Origin of the sequence: Nocardia sp. NPDC003269, from assembly GCF_042888005.1 — a bacterium.
Taxonomy (GTDB): Bacteria; Actinomycetota; Actinomycetes; order Mycobacteriales; family Mycobacteriaceae; genus Nocardia.
Genome location: NZ_JBIAPA010000001.1, coordinates 1,883,746 through 1,898,722 on the forward strand (window position 1 = coordinate 1,883,746; position 14,977 = coordinate 1,898,722).

Below are 14,977 nucleotides of genomic sequence, written 5' to 3' on the forward strand. Positions count from 1 at the left end.
TCAGCGGACGAAGGCGCCGCCGATCGTGGCGAGGGTGGCCGCCCGCGCCGACTGGTCGGCGGCGCTGTCGTCGATGGGGTCACCGCTGGCGAGCAGCCGGTAGTACAGCGGCGCCGACACCGCCGACAGGACCGCGCGCGCGTCGGTGCCCGCGGGCGCCTCGCCGCGCGCCACGGCGTCCTCGACGCAGGGCGCCCACTCGGTGAGCCGGGTGTCGTAGAAGGTGTGCAGCGCCGTGGCGGTGACCTCGTCGCCGGTGGCCGCGGCGATGACGGCGCGGAACAGGTTGCCCTGGCGCGGGTCGGCGAGCGTCTTCGCCACCAGCCGGGCATTGGCGGTCAGATCGTCGAGCAGGGCGCCGGTGTCGGCGCGCGGCAGCGACTGCTCGGCCATGTCCACGAGCAGATCGGCGACCAGGCCCGCCGGTGTGCGCCAGCGCCGGTAGACCGTCGTCTTGCCGACGCCCGCCGTCGCGGCGACCTCCGCCAGATCGAGGCTGACGAAGCCCCGGTCGGCAATCAGATCGCCGGCCACCTGCAGGACCGATTCGCGGACCCGGGCGGTGCGTCCACCTGGGCGAACGGACCCCGGCCAGGCGATGTCGTGATTCATAACGGAACTCCAGTTTCATTTAGCGCGCAACGGGTGTACTGTCCGAAGTGTTAACGGAACTATAGACCCTTTAGGAGTTCTCATGGAGTACCGGCGGCTCGGCGCATCGGGTCTGCACGTTCCCGCGCTCGGTTTCGGCGCGGGCACGTTCGGCGGACGGGGCGCGCTGTTCAGCGCCTGGGGCGATACCGACGCGGCGCAGGCCAGGCGCCTGGTCGATATCAGCCTGGAGGCGGGCGTCACCCTGTTCGACACGGCGGACGTGTATTCCGACGGCGCCTCGGAGGAGGTGCTCGGCGCGGCGATCAAGGGCAGGCGCGAGCAGGTGCTGCTGTCGACCAAATCCGCGCTGCCGACCGGGCCGGGCGCACACGAGGCCGGTGCGGGCCGGGCCCGGCTGATCCGCGCCGTCGACGCGTCGCTGCGCCGGCTCGGCACCGACTACCTCGACCTGTTCCAGCTGCACGCCTTCGACGCGGGCACCCCGCTCGCGGAAACCCTCACGGCCCTAGACGATCTCGTCCGCGCGGGCAAGATCCGCTACGTCGGCGTCTCCAACTTCGCCGGCTGGGAACTGATGAAGACGCTGTCCACCGCCGAGGCGCTCGGCCTGGAAAAGCCGGTCGCGCACCAGGTGTACTACTCGCTGGTCGGCCGCGACTACGAGTGGGAGCTCATGCCGCTCGCCGCCGATCAGGGTGTCGGCGCGATCGTCTGGAGTCCACTGGGTTGGGGCAGGCTCACCGGCAAGGTCCGTCGTGGCCAGCCGCTACCGGCGGGCAGCAGGCTGCACGAGACCGCGCAGGCGGGTCCGCCGGTGGACGACGAACACCTCTACGACATCGTCGACGTCCTCGATCGGATCGCCGCCGAGACGGGCCGCAGCGTCCCGCAGATCGCCCTCAACTGGCTGCTCACCCGCCCCACCGTCGCCAGCGTGCTGATCGGCGCCCGCAACGAGGAACAGCTGCGCCAGAACCTCGGCGCGGTCGGCTGGGAGCTGGAACCGGAGCATCGGGCCGCCCTCGACGCCGCGAGCACGACCACGCCGCCGTACCCGTACTACCCGTACCACCGGCTGCCCGACTTCACCCGGCTGAACCCGCCGACCGTCCGGGCGGCGTGATCAGTACACGTCGCGGACGTAGCGCTTCTCGGCGACCAGCTGCTTCTTGAAGGCCAGGGCACCGGCCTCGTCCAGCTTCCCGTGGATCTGGGCGATGCGCAGCAGGGTGTCGTCGACGTCCTTGGCCATCCGGGCCGCGTCGCCGCAGACGTAGAAGTGGCCACCGTCGCGCAGCCACGACCACAGCTCGGCGCCGTGCTCGATCATCCGGTGCTGGACGTAGACCCGCTCGCGCTGATCGCGGGAGAAGGCCAGGTCCAGTCGGGTGAGGAAGCCGGAGCGGAACATGTCCTCCAGCTCGGCCCGGTAGTAGAAGTTCTGGGCGGCGTGCTGGTCGCCGAAGAACAGCCAGTTGCGCCCGGCTGCGCCCATGGCCCGGCGTTCGTGCAGGAATCCACGGAAGGGAGCGATACCGGTGCCCGGACCCACCATGATCATCGGGGCGTTCGGGTCCAGCGGCGGACGGAAGTGCGGCGCGCGCTGCAGGAAGATCGGCACCTCCGCGCCGGCCCGGTCGGCGAGGAAGGTCGAGCACACGCCGCCACGCCGGGCGGAGTTGCCCGCCGGCTCGCCGTAGCGGACGACGCCGACGGTCAGCTGCACTTCGTCGGGGGTGGTCAGTGGGCTGGAGGAGATCGAATACTGGCGCGGCTGCAGCTTTTTCATGGTGCCGAGCCAGTCGACCAGATCGGTGCGCACCGGGAAGTCGCGCAGCACGTCGGCGGCTTGCCGGTCCCACAGGTAGTTGGCCAGTTCGTTGCGGTTGTCGCGCCGCAGCAGCTTGGCCAGCTGCGGGTGCGGATTGCGTTCGGCGATGAAGCCGAGCAGGTCCTGGCTCACCTTGGTGATGTCGTAGTGGGTGCGCAGCGCCTCGGTGAGGGTGAGCTCGCGGTCGTCGAGCTCGATCACGCGGCGGCCGTCCAGGCCGGTCGCGGTGAGCCATTCTTCGACGAGCTCCGGACTGTTGGCGGGCAGGACGCCCAGCGAATCACCGACTTCGTAGCTGGCGTCGAGGTCGTGCAGGTCGAAGCCGAAGCGGCGCACCTCCTTCGGCGAACCCGGCGCGCTGAGGATCTCGTTGCGCATCAGCATCGCGCGGACCGGGGACTGGCGGGTGAAGGGCGCGGGCGCGGTGCGCTTGACCCGGGTGGGCGCAGGCGCGAGCGGGCGATCGAGCACGATCGCGCCGCCGCGACCGGTCGGCTGCGGCAGCGACGAGCCGGAAACCTGGTGCGGCTCCGGGGCATCGGTGCCCGGCCCGCTCGGCGGGGTGTCGTCGCCGGGCGTCGCCCCGCCGAGCGCGGCGAGCACGTCGTCGAGCCACTGCTCGGCGGCATCGGCGAAGTCGGGTTCGCTGTCGACGCGGGGCGCCAGCGGCTTGGCGCCGCGCGCGGCGAAGAGGCGGTCGAGTTTGCGGCCGTGGCCACAGAAGTCGTCGTAGGAGGAGTCACCGAGGGCGAAGACCGCGTAGCGGACGTCGTTGAGCCGGACGATGCTGTCCTCGAGCCTGCTCCAGAAGTCGGCGCCGTTGTCGGGCGGGCCGCCGTCACCGAAGGTGCTGGTCACGATGAGGATGTCGCCGGTGAGTGCCGACAGCTCGCAGGAATCCATGTCGAGCAGCGACGGCAGGAATCCGGCGGCGGACAGGCGCGCGGCGACGGTGGCCGCGAGTTCCTCGGCATTGCCGGTCTGTGATGCCCACAGAACCGTCACCGGGGCGGCCGCCGGAGCATCGGCGGCCGGAGCGTCGGCGGTGGCGCCGGAGGTGCGGGAGTACATCCCGGCGAGCAGCCCGTCGACCCAGAGGCGGGACTGGGCCGAGAGCGGCGCGCTCGCGGGCAGCACCGGCTGCCCGGACACCGGCAGCGACTGCAACGCGGCGAGGTATCCGCCGAGGTAGATGCGTTCGGTCTCGCTGAGTGTCGGCGAGCTACCCGCGTCGAGGCCGAGGATCCCGGCCAGCGGATGCGCGCTCGGCGGGGCGGACAGCTGGGTGGGCTGGGCCGGTGCCTGCTCGGGAGCGGCGGCGGGCCCGACCCGGCGCAACGCCACCGCGCACGCCTTGAACTCCGGTTGTAGCGAAGCGGGGTCCACCGCGTCGTTGGTGACGGCGTTGATCGTCAGATATTCGCCCTGTTCGTCGTTCCAGTGGAAAGGAGCGAAGCAGTCGCCGGGCCGGACCCGATCGCTGATCTGTACCGGCAGCACGGCACGGCCGCGGCGCGAGGCGATTTCGAGCTGGTCGCCGGGCTGCAGATCCAGATTTCGCGCATCCTCGGGATGCACTTCGACGAAGGGAGCGCCGTTGAGCTTGGTCAGCTTGGCGACCTTGCCGGTCTTGGTCATCGTGTGCCACTGATGCTGCAACCGGCCGGTGTTCAGCAGGAACGGGTAGTCGTCGTCGGGCAGTTCGGCGGCGGGCAGGTGCGGGCGGGGGAAGAACACCGCGCGCCTGCTCGGGGTCGCGAACGCCAGTCGCGGTGTGGTGCCGTCGGATTCGACGTGCTGCGGCTGGTGGACGCCGTCGTTGAGATAGCGGATCGGATTGCGCGGGGCGGCGCTGTCGTTGCACGGCCACTGCATCGGGCCTTCACGCAACCGCTCGTAGCTCATGCCGCTCAGGTCGTAGCCCGTGGCCGGATTGGTGAACCGCTGGATCTCGGCGAAAACCTCGGCGCTCGAGCCGAAGTCGAATCCGGGGAAGCCCATGGCCGTGGCGACCTGCGCGATCAGCAGCCAGTCCGGCCGCGCGTCACCGATCGGATCGACGGACTGCTGGAGCAGGGTGACATTGCGCTCCGAGTTCACCATCACCGCGTCGGCCTCGGCCCACAGCGTGGCGGGCAGCAGCAGATCGGCGTAGGCGTTGGTGGCGGTCTCGGTGTAGGCGTCCTGCACCACGACCAGCTCGGCCGCCTCCAGCCCCGCGATCACCGTCTTGCGATTGGCCACGGTGGCGACGGGATTGGTGCAGATGATCCACGCGGCCTTGATCTCGCCGTCGGCCAGGCCGCGGAACATGTCGATGGTGCCGGGGCCCGCCTCGGTGCGCAGGGTGTCGGCGGGCAGGTCCCACGCGGTCTCGACGAAGGTCCGGTCGGCGGGGGAGAGCAGGCTGCGCTGGCCGGGCAGACCGGGGCCCATGTAGCCCATCTCGCGTCCGCCCATGGCGTTGGGCTGGCCCGTGAGCGAGAACGGGCCGCTGCCGGGGCGGCAGATCGCGCCGGTCGCCAGGTGCAGGTTCACCAGGGCGTTGGTGTTCCAGGTGCCGTGGGTCGACTGGTTGAGTCCCATCGTCCACAGCGACATCCACTCGCCCGCCTCGGCGATCATCGTCGCCGCGGTCCGGATGTCGGCCTCGGCCAGGCCGGTGAGCTCGGCGACCCGGGCGGGCGGGTAGTCGGCGAGGAACTCGGGCATCGCGTCCCAGCCCTCGGTGTGCTCGGCGATGAACGCGGTGTCGATCGCGCCGTCGGCGACGAGCAGGTGCAGCAGGCCGTTGAGCAGCGCGAGGTCGGTGCCGGGCGCGATCTGCAGGAACAGGTCGGCGCGGGCCGCGGTGTCGGTGCGGCGCGGGTCGACCACGATCAGCTTGGCGCCGGCCTTGAGCCGGTCGGCCATCCGCAGGTAGAGGATCGGGTGGCAGTCGGCCATGTTCGCGCCGGAGACGAGGAACAGGTCGGCGTGCTCGAAGTCGTCGTAGGAGCCGGGCGGGCCGTCGGCACCGAGCGACTGCTTGTAGCCGGTGCCCGCGCTGGCCATGCACAGCCGGGAGTTGGCCTCGATGTGCTTGGTGCGCAGGTAGCCCTTGGCCAGCTTGGTCGCCAGGTACTGGGCCTCGAGCGACATCTGCCCGGAGACGTAGAGGGCGATCGCGTCGGGCCCGTGCTCGTCGAGGATGGCCCGCAGCCGGGTGGCGGTCTCGTGGACGGCCTCGTCGACCGGCAGCGGGACGGGGACCTGGCCGCGCTCGGGGCGGTGATAGGCGGTGTCCATCCGGCCGGGGGCGGCCATCATCTCGGCGTGCGTCGCGCCCTTGGTGCACAGCCTGCCCGCGTTCGCCGGATGCAGCTTGTCGCCACTGACCTTGGCGATCAACCGCGCACCCGACTGATCAGTCTTGGTCTGGACGGTGATGCCGCAGCCGACGCCGCAGTACGAGCACTGTGAACGCACAGTGTCCGTGTCGCGGATGTCAGCTTCCCCTGTCATGCCTTCGATCATCCGCACCTGTCGTTGCGCTCGATTTACCGAACGTTATGTCCAGGTGACAATCGACCTCACACGTCAAAATTTCCGTCGTGAGGTCCGGCCGCGAATATCGGGCCTGATCAGGGCGCATTCCGGCGCACCGCCGAGCGTCGCGCGCCGCCCCGGGGTGACGGGACTCACCCCGGGATTCGGGCGGTTCAGCCCAGTTTGTAGCCGCGGTGCAGTGCCACCACACCACCGGTGAGGTCGCGCCACTGCACCGAATCCCACCCGGCGTCGGCGATGCGCCGGGCCAGCCTGCGCTGGTTCGGCCACGCGCGGATGGACTCGGCCAGGTAGACGTAGGCGTCGGGGTTGGAGCTGACCGCGCGCGCCACCCGCGGCAGCGCCTTCATCAGGTACTCCATGTAGACGGTGCGGAACGGCCCGAACACCGGTGTGGAGAACTCGCACACCACCACCCGGCCGCCCGGCTTGGTCACCCGCAGCATCTCGCGCAGCGCGAGGTCGATATCGGCGACATTGCGCAGGCCGAAGGAGATGGTCACCGCGTCGAAGGAGTCGTCGGCGAAGGGCAGGGCCATCGCGTCACCGGCGACCATCGGCACCTGGCGGAACCGGCCGGCGGCCAGCATGCCCTGGGAGAAGTCGGTGGCCACGCACCAGGCGCCCGACTTGCCGAGTTCGACGGTCGAGACGCCGGTGCCCGCGGCGAGGTCGAGAACCCGCTCACCCGGCCGCAATCCGAGCGCGCGGCGCGTCGCCCACCGCCAGTATCGATCCTGGCCCGCGGAGATGACCGTGTTGGTGAGGTCGTAGCGCTTGGCCACACCGTCGAACATCGACGCGACCTCGTGGGGTTGCTTGTCCAGCGATGCCCGAATCGGTTCCCGCTGCTCTGTTGTCGCCACGATTCGAGCTTATCCGGCGCGCGTCCCGGCGCTCTACGCCGAGCGGGGCAAGCGGTCCCGCATGCCGGTCACCTCGGCGTAGTGGGTCATCAGCTCGGTGCAGATCGCGGGCCAGGTGCGGTGCAGCACCGACTTGCGGGCCGCCGTCGCGAACCGGGCGCGCTGGCCCTGGTCGCGCAGGGCCGACACCGCGCTGGGCAGCAGTTCGGCGAAGCGGTCGACCGGCAGCAGGTAGCCGTTGCGGCAGTGCGCGATCAGATCGCGCGGTCCGCCCGCGTCCGGGCCGATCACCGGCACACCGGAGGACAGCGCCTCCTGCACACCCTGACAGAACGTCTCGTGCTCGCCCGGATGCACCATCACGTCCAGGCTCGCGTAGTGTGTGGCCAGTTCGCTGCCACCGAGCTCGCCGGTGAACACCGCGCCGGGCATCAGCCTGCTCAGCCGCGCGCGTTCCGGGCCGTCACCCACCACGACCAGCTGGATCGACGGATCGCCCGCCAGCGCCGCGAGCCGGTCGACGTGCTTCTCGGGGGCGAGCCTGCCCACGAAGCCGACCACCAGCCGGTCCTCGCCGCCCAGCCAGCTCGCCCGCAGGTCGGCGCTGCGCGCGGCGGGGTTGAACCGGTCGATGTCGACGCCGCGGCCCCACCGGTGCACCCGGGGGATGCCGTGCTCGGCCAGGTCCTGGGCGGCCGCCGAGGACGGCGCCAGCGTGCGGGTGGCGCCCTCGTGGATCCGGCGCGTCCACGCCCAGGCGGCGCGGGCGGCCAGGCCGAGGCCGTAACTCTTGGCGAAACCGGCGACATCGGTCTGGTACACCGCGATCGAGGGCAGATCGAGCCGGGTCGCCGCGGCCAGCCCGCCTGCGCCGAGCAGGAACGGCGAGGCCAGATGCACCACATCGGGATCGAAGGCGGCGATCGCGGCGGTGATCCCGGGCTGCGGCAGCCCCACCGGCAGCGAGCTGACCTTCGGCACCATCATCGCGGGCACGCGGTGCACCGGGAAGCGGCCGTGGAAGCGGGGTGCGGGCGGGGCGCCGCGCAGAGTGTCGGGTGCCACGATCATCGCGTCGTGTCCGTGCTGGTCCAGGTGGTCCAACACCCGCAACACGGAGTTGACGACGCCGTTCATGTTCGGCAGGAAGGACTCCGCCACGATGGCTACGCGCACCACCTCAGGGTGACCGCCACACCGCGCGACACCCTCACACCGACGTGAAGCCGGGACGAACAGCAGGCGAAGTTACGCCTCGCGCTGCTTGCGCCGGATGAGCCACAGCACCGGCAGCGCCAGCGCCCAGACCACCACGATCACCGACGCCGCGGGGATGATCGCCACCCGGGCGTCGCGCCCGGCGACCCGGACCAGATCGGGGTCGCGGGTGCTGTACTCGACATTGATCCGCTGCCCGGCCGTCAGATTGGTCGGATACAGGATGCCGACCTTCGGATTGTGCGTGACGCTGTCCGGCGTCACGTACATGACCGCCGACCGCAGCCTGCCCGCCGAGAGCACCTCACCGGAGGTGGTGCCGCGATGATGCTCGATCTCGAAGTCGTTGCGCCAGGCCGCGAGAACCAGCAGCACCATCAGCACGCTGATCACGGTGGCCACGCCGAGCACCGACGTCCGCGCCCGTCGCAGGCGCTTGGTCCGCCGCTCCGACAGGCTCACATCCGACACCCGGCACACAGTACCGTTGCCGCCATGTCCCGAAAATTCAGCTTCACCGTGCCCTACGCAGTCCCGGTCGAAGATCTTCACCGGGCACTCGTCGACGATGCGGTCTGGCAGGAGCGATTCGCTGCCGCCGAGACCGCGACCCTCGAACTCTCCCATCCCGACGGGCCGGGTTCGATTCGCCTCCATATGACTGAAACGCCCGGCCGGGACAAGGTCCCCGGCCTGGTCCGCAAGGTGCTCAAGAGCGATCTGGTGCTGTCCAGGACCGACAACTGGCAGCCGCTGCAGGGCGAGATCGCCAAGGGCAGCTTCACCGGCAAGACCGGCGGTATCAATACCGAGATGTCGGGCACCTACGAACTGCGTCCCACCGCCGAGGGCAGTGAGATCGAGGTCGTCGGCACCGTCACCGTGAAGGTGCCGCTGGTCGGCGGCGCGATCGAGCCGCTGGCCGAGCAGCTGCACCAGCGTGTGCTCAACAGTGAACGCAAGTTCATCGAGAACCGCTTCGCCACCAAATAGATCGCCGGAAGGTGCCGCCCGCCGGGCCGGGCGGCACCGCGCTCACTCGCTCGGTTCGACCAGGACCAGCCAGTTGCCCGAGTTGTCGCGGATGATGGCCTCGGTGCCGTACGGCCGCGCGGCGGGCGGCTGGATGAACTCGACGCCCTTGGCGGTGAGCTCTTCGAAGGTCTTCTGACAGTCCGCGGTGCGCAGCCCGAGCGCGCCGTGCGTGCCGTCGGCGAGGGCCCGCCGGATCGCCTCGGCCAGGTCGTCGGTCAGCGGCGGCCCCGGCACCATCAGCGTGACCTCGAGTTCGGTGTGCTCCGGATGGGCGACGGTCACCCATCGGAAGCCGTTGTCGCCCATGCTCACATCCGCCGTCTCGACGAATCCGAGCTTGTCGACGTACCACTGCTTGGCGGCGTCCTGATCGGTCACATACACGGTGACCAGCGAAACGTTCGTGATCGTTGTCATGATCCGAGGCTAGGACGGGCCGGTGCCGCCGGGCTTCTCCGAAATTGCGGTGTCGGGCCGGACCCGGTCGGAGAGCCCGTGCATGAAGACGTAGCAGCCCGGAATGTGCGGCGCGCCGTCGGCGAACCTGGCCTGGTACTCGCTCGGCGTGACCCCGACCAGCTGACGGAACTTGCTGCTGAACGAGCCGAGACTCGAGTACCCGACCAGCATGCACACCTCGGTGACGGTCAGATTGGTCGCCCGCAGCAGGTCCTGGGCCCGCTCGATCCGCCGTTCGGCCAGATAGGCGCCCGGCGTGCGCCCGTACACGGCCGTGAACGCGCGCAGGAAGTGGTACTTGGAGACCCCGGCCGCGCGGGCGAGGTCGTCCAGATCGAGCGGGTCGGCGTAGCGCTGATCGATCAGATCGCGGGCCCTGCGCAGATGCGGCAGCAGGGCCAGGACCGGTCGACGCGCTGTCCCGCTCACGGCGTCATCAGCTGAACGGTGGCAGTTCGTCGGCGCGCAGCGAGGCCAGGCCCGCGGCTCGCCAGGCGCGGGCGGTGAGGTCGGCGTCCTCGTCGGTCACCAGATTGCCCATCACCCGAACCGCTGTGCGCTGCAGGTACTTCGAGCGCATCACCGGCGGGCCGCCGAGCGGGACCATCTTCGGGTGCGTGGCCAGCCCGGCCAGCCTGCGCGCCACCGAGAAGGTCCGGCCGTAGCGCTCGCGCAGCAGGCGCGGCCAGACCCGGCTCAGATCGGGCTCGTCGAGCAGCCCGGCCAGCAGGTGCCCGCCTTCGAGGCCGTAGTCGATGCCCTCGCCGTTGAGCGGGTTCACACAGCCCGCGGCATCGCCGACCAGGACCCAGTTCACCCCGGCCACGTTCGAGACCGCACCGCCCATCGGCAGCAGCGCCGACGCGACCGCGCGCAGCTCGCCCTCGAGCTCCCACTCCTCCCGGCGCAATCGGGTGTAGTGCTCGATCAGCGGCTTGAGCGCGATGTGCGAGGGCCGCTGCTCGGTGGCCAGCGAGCCGACGCCGATATTCACCTCGCCGTTGCCCAGCGGGAAGATCCAGCCGTAGCCGGGGACCAGCTCGTCGGCGGCATTGCGCAGTTCCAGGTGCGAGGAGATCCACTGATCGTCGCTGCGCCCCGACTTGATGTAGGCGCGCGCGGCGGTGCCGTAGGCGAAGCGCCGATGCCAGGTGCGGCCCAGCTGTTTTCCGATGGGGGAGCGCACTCCGTCGGCCACCACCAGCACCCGGCAGCGCACGGTGTGGGTGGTCTCGCCGATCCGCACGGTCACCCCGCCGACCCGCTCGCCCTCGCGCAGCACCTCGGTGACCTTGGCGCCGTCGACCATCCGCGCACCCGACTTGATGGCGGTCTCGCGCAGTTTGTCGTCGAGTTCGGTTCGGGGAACGGCACTCCCGTAGGTCGGGAACGACCCGCCCGGCCAGGGCAGCAGCGCCTCCCGGCCGAAGCCGGCCATCCGCAGCCCGTGGTTCACCGTGTGCGCGCGCAGCCACTCGCCCAGACCCAGGTGCTCCAGCTCGGCGGTCGCGCGCGGTGTCAAGCCGTCACCACAGGTCTTGTCCCGGGGGAAGACCGCGGAATCGAGCAGCAGGACATCGCGTCCGGCCCGCGCGGCCCAGGCCGCCGACGCCGATCCCGCCGGTCCGGCCCCGACCACCAGCACCTCGACGTGGGCGGGCAGCGGCGCGTGGTCGGCGGGGGTGAGATCCGGTGAACCCATGGCTCAATACTGGCACCCCCGGCCGCTGTGCGAGAGTGTCGGGTACACCGGGAATAGTCACTGTGTGACCGTGTTCATCGGCCCTGGCGCCGGAACACGCTAGGTTGCTACCCGTCGGGGTCGGACGCATCGCTGGGAGAAGATAATGAGCACATCGGCTGTGAGCGACGAGAGCACCGTGGTTGCCGGGGTCGATCTCGTCGATCCCGAACTCGCCGCCACCGTGCGCGACGGCCTGGCCGCGGTCGAGAAACTGCTCGTCGACGAACTCTCCGACGGTGCGGAATTCCTGCAGGAAGCGGCGCTGCATCTCGCGCGCGCGGGCGGCAAGCGCTTCCGGCCGCTGTTCACCGTGCTCACCGGTCAGCTCGGTCCCAATCCCACCGATCCGGCCCTGGTCACCGCGGGCACGGTGGTGGAGCTGGTGCACCTGGCCACGCTCTACCACGACGACGTGATGGACGAGGCGCCCCAGCGGCGCGGCGCGGTCAGCGTCAACGCGCGGTGGGGCAACAACATCGCGATCCTGGCGGGCGACTACCTGTTCGCCCACGCCTCCCGCCTCACCTCGACGCTCGGCCCCGACGCGGTCCGGATCATCGCCGAGACCTTCGCCGAGCTGGTCACCGGCCAGATGCGGGAAACCATGGGTGCCAAGCAGACCCAGGACCCGGTCGAGCACTACCTGCGCGTGGTCTGGGAGAAGACCGGCTCGCTCATCGCCGCCGCGGGCCGCTTCGGTGGCACCTTCTCCGGCGCGGGCCCCGAGCACGTCGAGCGGCTGGCCCGCCTCGGTGACGCCGTCGGCACCGCCTTCCAGATCTCCGACGACATCATCGACATCTCGTCCTCGGCCGAGCAGTCCGGCAAGACCCCCGGCACCGACCTGCGCGAGGGCGTGCACACCCTGCCCGTCCTCTACGCCCTGCGCGAGTCCGGCGCCGACAGCGACCGCCTGCGCACGTTGCTCGACCACCCGCTGGACACCGACGCCGAGGTCGAGGAGGCGCTGGAATTGCTGCGCCGCTCACCCGGCATGGCCAAGGCCAAGGCCAAGCTCCAGGAATACGCCGACCTCGCCGACGCCGAACTGGCCGCCCTCCCGGCAGGCCCGGCCAACGAGGCCCTCACCCGCCTGGTTCGCTACACCATCGAACGGGTCGGCTGACCAGGAACTATCCCGGCCGCAGACACGTTCTCCGATCATGCCCAATGGGATCAAAACTTTCGGTTTGATGGTCGGGCTGTCGGCGCTCATCGTCGCCATCGGGGCGATGTTCCGCAGCCCGACGATCCTGATCATCTCGATCGGGCTGGCCGTCGGCATGAACGCCTACGCCTACTTCAACAGCGACAAACTGGCGCTCAAGGCGATGCACGCGCAACCGGTCAGCGAACTGGAAGCACCGGTCATGTACCGGATCGTGCGCGAGCTGGCGACCACGGCCCGGCAGCCGATGCCGCGGCTCTACATCAGCCCGACCAACGCCCCCAACGCGTTCGCGACCGGGCGCAATCCCCGCCATGCCGCGGTGTGCTGTACCAGCGGCATCCTGCAGCTGCTCGACGAGCGGGAGCTGCGCGCGGTGCTCGGGCACGAGCTGTCGCACGTCTACAACCGCGACATCCTGATCTCGTCGGTGGCGGGCGCGATGGCCTCGATCATCACCGGCCTGGCCAACATGGCCTTCTTCGCGAGTTCGTTCGGCAGCCGGGACGGACAGGGCCCGAACATCATCGCCGTGCTGCTGGTCTCGCTGCTCGGCCCGATCGCGGCGGGCCTGATCAAGATGGCCGTGTCCCGCTCCCGCGAGTACCAGGCCGATCAGTCCGGCGCCGAACTCACCGGTGACCCGCTGGCGCTGGCCTCGGCCCTGCGCAAGATCGAACGCGGCGTTCAGGTGGCCCCGCTGCCGCCGGACCCCAAACTCACCAGCGAATCGCACCTGATGATCGCCAACCCGTTCCGCGCCGGCGACCGCATCGCCCGCTGGTACTCGACGCACCCGCCCATGGCGGAGCGGATCAAGCGGCTGGAAGAGATGGCGGGCGGCACCCACCGGCACTGAGCGCCGCCGTGCCGCCGACTAGCGGTAGTTCACGAACTGCAGGGCGATGCCGAAATCCTCGCCCTTGAGCAGCGAGATCACTGCCTGCAGGTCGTCGCGCTTCTTGCTGCTCACCCGCAGCTCCTCGCCCTGGATCTGCGCCTTCACGCCCTTGGGGCCCTCGTCGCGGATCTTCTTGGAGATCTTCTTCGCCTTCTCGGTGTCGATGCCCTGCACCAGCGTGCCGGTGATCTTGAACACCTTGCCCGAGGCCTGCGGCTCGCCCGCGTCGAACGCCTTCAGCGAGATGTCGCGGCGGATCAGCTTCTCCTTGAACACCTCGAGCGCGGCCTTGACCCGCTCCTCGGCGTTCGCGGTCAGCACGATGGCTTCCTCGCCCGACCACGCGATCGCCGCATCGGTGCCCTTGAAGTCGTAGCGGGAGTTCAGCTCCTTCTCCGCCTGGTGCAGCGCATTGTCGACCTCCTGACGATCGACCTTGCTCACCACGTCGAATGACGAATCAGCCACACTGCGCTCCTGTCCCTCACGGTCTGCCAACGGGTGGGCCGACAGGTGTGCCGGCCACCGAGACAGTTGTACCCGTATGCCCCCGTCGACCGTGCTCGCAGGGTCGCTGTGCAGGCGGTTTGCATTGTGGGTGTGGGTTCGTTGTAAGCTGCTCAGCGCACCGGAAACGGCGCACAAGGCAGATTGCCCGAGCGGCCAATGGGAGCAGACTGTAAATCTGTCGGTGAAAGCCTACGTAGGTTCGAATCCTACATCTGCCACATCGAACCCCGTCGATCATCAGATCGGCGGGGTTCTTTGGTATGCGCTGGCCCGCCTCCCCGAGATTCTGCGGGTCTTCCGGTAGGTCGACTGTTCGTCCTCGGGCTCGCGTCGTTCTCGCTGGGCATCGAGGTGGTGGGGGAGTTACCCATGTTCGTGCGTGATCAGTGGGTTGCCAGGGGGTAAAAATAGGGTCTCACCTGGCGATTTGGTGCTCTTCGGTGGAAGTGTGTAATCTCTTTCAGGACGCCGGAGCACGGGGTCGCTCGGATCGGTTCGCCGACCAAGACACCTTGTGCCACGTAGTCATGCCCCCTTAGCTCAGTCGGCAGAGCGTTTCCATGGTAAGGAAAAGGTCAACGGTTCGATTCCGTTAGGGGGCTCGCCGGATTGCCGGTGGTGACCGACATTCCCGCCGGCCCACCGTAACAGGTCCGCCGTGGCGGTGTAGCTCAGTCGGTAGAGCAAACGACTCATAATCGTTGTGTCGCCGGTTCAAGTCCGGCCATCGCTACCAATAACGACTCAGCCCAGACCGGAAAGAAGGCAAATCGTGGCCGCGAAGTCCACCGATGTCCGGCCAAAGATCACCTTGGCCTGCGAAGAGTGCAAGCACCGCAACTACATCACCAAGAAGAACCGGCGCAACGACCCGGACCGCCTCGAGCTGAAGAAGTTCTGCCCGAACTGCGGAACCCACCGGGCGCACCGCGAGTCGCGCTGATTCACCAAGCTTTGCCGAAAGGCCGGACGAGAGTCCGGCCTTTCGTGCGTTTGCGGGGGCGATACAGTACCCCGCCGAGCGGGTGAATACACCCCGCTCGACGTTGTGACCCGGCTACGTGTGAGTAAGGTCCACGGT

General features: G+C 69.4%; 14 protein-coding genes and 3 tRNA genes. 8 read left to right on the forward strand and 9 right to left on the reverse strand.

Annotated features, from left to right (window positions below; translation table 11 throughout):
* Window positions 1–612 carry a TetR/AcrR family transcriptional regulator C-terminal ligand-binding domain-containing protein gene (locus ACFYWJ_RS08840; protein WP_355273874.1) on the reverse strand — a complete coding sequence of 204 codons (612 nt, stop codon included), beginning with the start codon at window positions 610–612 and terminating at the stop codon, window positions 1–3.
* An 82-nt stretch (window positions 613–694) separates the two neighbouring features.
* Here ACFYWJ_RS08840 and ACFYWJ_RS08845 point away from each other — a divergent pair, with 82 nt between their 5' ends.
* Window positions 695–1,738, forward strand: a complete 1,044-nt coding sequence (locus ACFYWJ_RS08845; RefSeq protein WP_355273872.1) for an aldo/keto reductase — start codon at window positions 695–697, stop codon at window positions 1,736–1,738.
* Here the strand turns inward: ACFYWJ_RS08845 and ACFYWJ_RS08850 are convergent, their stop codons facing one another.
* From ACFYWJ_RS08850 to ACFYWJ_RS08865, 4 genes are all read right to left on the reverse strand, one after another.
* Window positions 1,739–5,962, reverse strand: a complete 4,224-nt coding sequence (locus tag ACFYWJ_RS08850; protein WP_355273869.1) for a bifunctional nitrate reductase/sulfite reductase flavoprotein subunit alpha — start codon at window positions 5,960–5,962, stop codon at window positions 1,739–1,741.
* A 185-nt stretch (window positions 5,963–6,147) separates the two neighbouring features.
* Window positions 6,148–6,861 carry a demethylmenaquinone methyltransferase gene (locus tag ACFYWJ_RS08855; RefSeq protein ID WP_355273866.1) on the reverse strand — a complete coding sequence of 238 codons (714 nt, stop codon included), beginning with the start codon at window positions 6,859–6,861 and terminating at the stop codon, window positions 6,148–6,150.
* A gap of 33 nt (window positions 6,862–6,894) precedes the next feature.
* Window positions 6,895–8,037 (reverse strand): glycosyltransferase family 1 protein, encoded by a 1,143-nt coding sequence (locus ACFYWJ_RS08860; protein WP_355273863.1) that lies wholly within the window; start codon window positions 8,035–8,037, stop codon window positions 6,895–6,897.
* A gap of 72 nt (window positions 8,038–8,109) precedes the next feature.
* Window positions 8,110–8,457, reverse strand: a complete 348-nt coding sequence (locus ACFYWJ_RS08865; RefSeq protein WP_387161441.1) for a DUF3592 domain-containing protein — start codon at window positions 8,455–8,457, stop codon at window positions 8,110–8,112.
* Window positions 8,458–8,574: 117 nt separating this feature from the next.
* On the opposite strand from ACFYWJ_RS08865, the gene ACFYWJ_RS08870 reads away from it, so the two are divergent.
* The gene (locus ACFYWJ_RS08870; protein ID WP_355273860.1) at window positions 8,575–9,072 is read left to right on the forward strand and encodes a DUF2505 domain-containing protein; all 498 of its coding nucleotides are present in this window, start codon (window positions 8,575–8,577) and stop codon (window positions 9,070–9,072) included.
* 42 nt (window positions 9,073–9,114) lie between these two features.
* Here ACFYWJ_RS08870 and ACFYWJ_RS08875 read toward each other — a convergent pair whose 3' ends face one another.
* Genes ACFYWJ_RS08875 through ACFYWJ_RS08885 form a run of 3 tightly spaced genes read right to left on the reverse strand, consistent with a single transcriptional unit; the run spans window position 9,115 to window position 11,275 of the window.
* Complete coding sequence (locus ACFYWJ_RS08875) at window positions 9,115–9,531, reverse strand: VOC family protein (RefSeq protein ID WP_355273857.1); 417 nt, start codon at window positions 9,529–9,531, stop codon at window positions 9,115–9,117.
* A gap of 9 nt (window positions 9,532–9,540) precedes the next feature.
* Window positions 9,541–10,002: an AraC family transcriptional regulator gene (locus tag ACFYWJ_RS08880; RefSeq protein ID WP_355273855.1), complete on the reverse strand. Its 462-nt coding sequence runs from the start codon at window positions 10,000–10,002 to the stop codon at window positions 9,541–9,543.
* Between the two features lie 7 nt (window positions 10,003–10,009).
* Window positions 10,010–11,275, reverse strand: coding sequence for a geranylgeranyl reductase family protein (locus ACFYWJ_RS08885; RefSeq protein WP_355273853.1), 1,266 nt, complete (start codon window positions 11,273–11,275; stop codon window positions 10,010–10,012).
* Window positions 11,276–11,420: 145 nt separating this feature from the next.
* On the opposite strand from ACFYWJ_RS08885, the gene ACFYWJ_RS08890 reads away from it, so the two are divergent.
* Both ACFYWJ_RS08890 and htpX read left to right on the forward strand, forming a co-directional pair.
* Complete coding sequence (locus tag ACFYWJ_RS08890; protein ID WP_355273851.1) at window positions 11,421–12,443, forward strand: polyprenyl synthetase family protein; 1,023 nt, start codon at window positions 11,421–11,423, stop codon at window positions 12,441–12,443.
* A 37-nt stretch (window positions 12,444–12,480) separates the two neighbouring features.
* Window positions 12,481–13,344 (forward strand): zinc metalloprotease HtpX, encoded by an 864-nt coding sequence (gene htpX / locus ACFYWJ_RS08895; protein ID WP_355273848.1) that lies wholly within the window; start codon window positions 12,481–12,483, stop codon window positions 13,342–13,344.
* 18 nt (window positions 13,345–13,362) lie between these two features.
* Here the strand turns inward: htpX and ACFYWJ_RS08900 are convergent, their stop codons facing one another.
* Window positions 13,363–13,854: a YajQ family cyclic di-GMP-binding protein gene (locus tag ACFYWJ_RS08900; RefSeq protein WP_316576178.1), complete on the reverse strand. Its 492-nt coding sequence runs from the start codon at window positions 13,852–13,854 to the stop codon at window positions 13,363–13,365.
* Between the two features lie 177 nt (window positions 13,855–14,031).
* Here ACFYWJ_RS08900 and ACFYWJ_RS08905 point away from each other — a divergent pair.
* The 4 genes from ACFYWJ_RS08905 to rpmG all read left to right on the forward strand — a co-directional run bounded on the left by ACFYWJ_RS08905 (window position 14,032) and on the right by rpmG (window position 14,839).
* Window positions 14,032–14,114: transfer RNA gene (locus ACFYWJ_RS08905), tRNA-Tyr, on the forward strand.
* Window positions 14,115–14,425: 311 nt separating this feature from the next.
* A tRNA-Thr gene (locus ACFYWJ_RS08910) sits at window positions 14,426–14,498 on the forward strand.
* Window positions 14,499–14,556: 58 nt separating this feature from the next.
* Window positions 14,557–14,632 (forward strand) — tRNA-Met (locus tag ACFYWJ_RS08915).
* A gap of 36 nt (window positions 14,633–14,668) precedes the next feature.
* Window positions 14,669–14,839, forward strand: a complete 171-nt coding sequence (gene rpmG, locus ACFYWJ_RS08920) for a 50S ribosomal protein L33 (RefSeq protein ID WP_019049401.1) — start codon at window positions 14,669–14,671, stop codon at window positions 14,837–14,839.
* The last annotated feature ends 138 nt before the right edge of the window (window positions 14,840–14,977 follow it).

Excerpts from the sequence above, each read along its gene's own strand:
- ACFYWJ_RS08885 (WP_355273853.1), bottom strand. The coding sequence starts at position 11,275 with ATGGGTTCACCGGATCTCACCCCCGCCGACCACGCGCCGCTGCCCGCC.
- ACFYWJ_RS08840 (WP_355273874.1), bottom strand. The coding sequence starts at position 612 with ATGAATCACGACATCGCCTGGCCGGGGTCCGTTCGCCCAGGTGGACGC.
- ACFYWJ_RS08875 (WP_355273857.1), bottom strand. The coding sequence starts at position 9,531 with ATGACAACGATCACGAACGTTTCGCTGGTCACCGTGTATGTGACCGAT.
- ACFYWJ_RS08870 (WP_355273860.1), top strand. The coding sequence starts at position 8,575 with ATGTCCCGAAAATTCAGCTTCACCGTGCCCTACGCAGTCCCGGTCGAA.
- htpX (WP_355273848.1), top strand. The coding sequence starts at position 12,481 with ATGCCCAATGGGATCAAAACTTTCGGTTTGATGGTCGGGCTGTCGGCG.
- ACFYWJ_RS08845 (WP_355273872.1), top strand. The coding sequence starts at position 695 with ATGGAGTACCGGCGGCTCGGCGCATCGGGTCTGCACGTTCCCGCGCTC.
- ACFYWJ_RS08865 (WP_387161441.1), bottom strand. The coding sequence starts at position 8,457 with ATGGTGCTGCTGGTTCTCGCGGCCTGGCGCAACGACTTCGAGATCGAG.
- ACFYWJ_RS08890 (WP_355273851.1), top strand. The coding sequence starts at position 11,421 with ATGAGCACATCGGCTGTGAGCGACGAGAGCACCGTGGTTGCCGGGGTC.
- ACFYWJ_RS08850 (WP_355273869.1), bottom strand. The coding sequence starts at position 5,962 with ATGATCGAAGGCATGACAGGGGAAGCTGACATCCGCGACACGGACACT.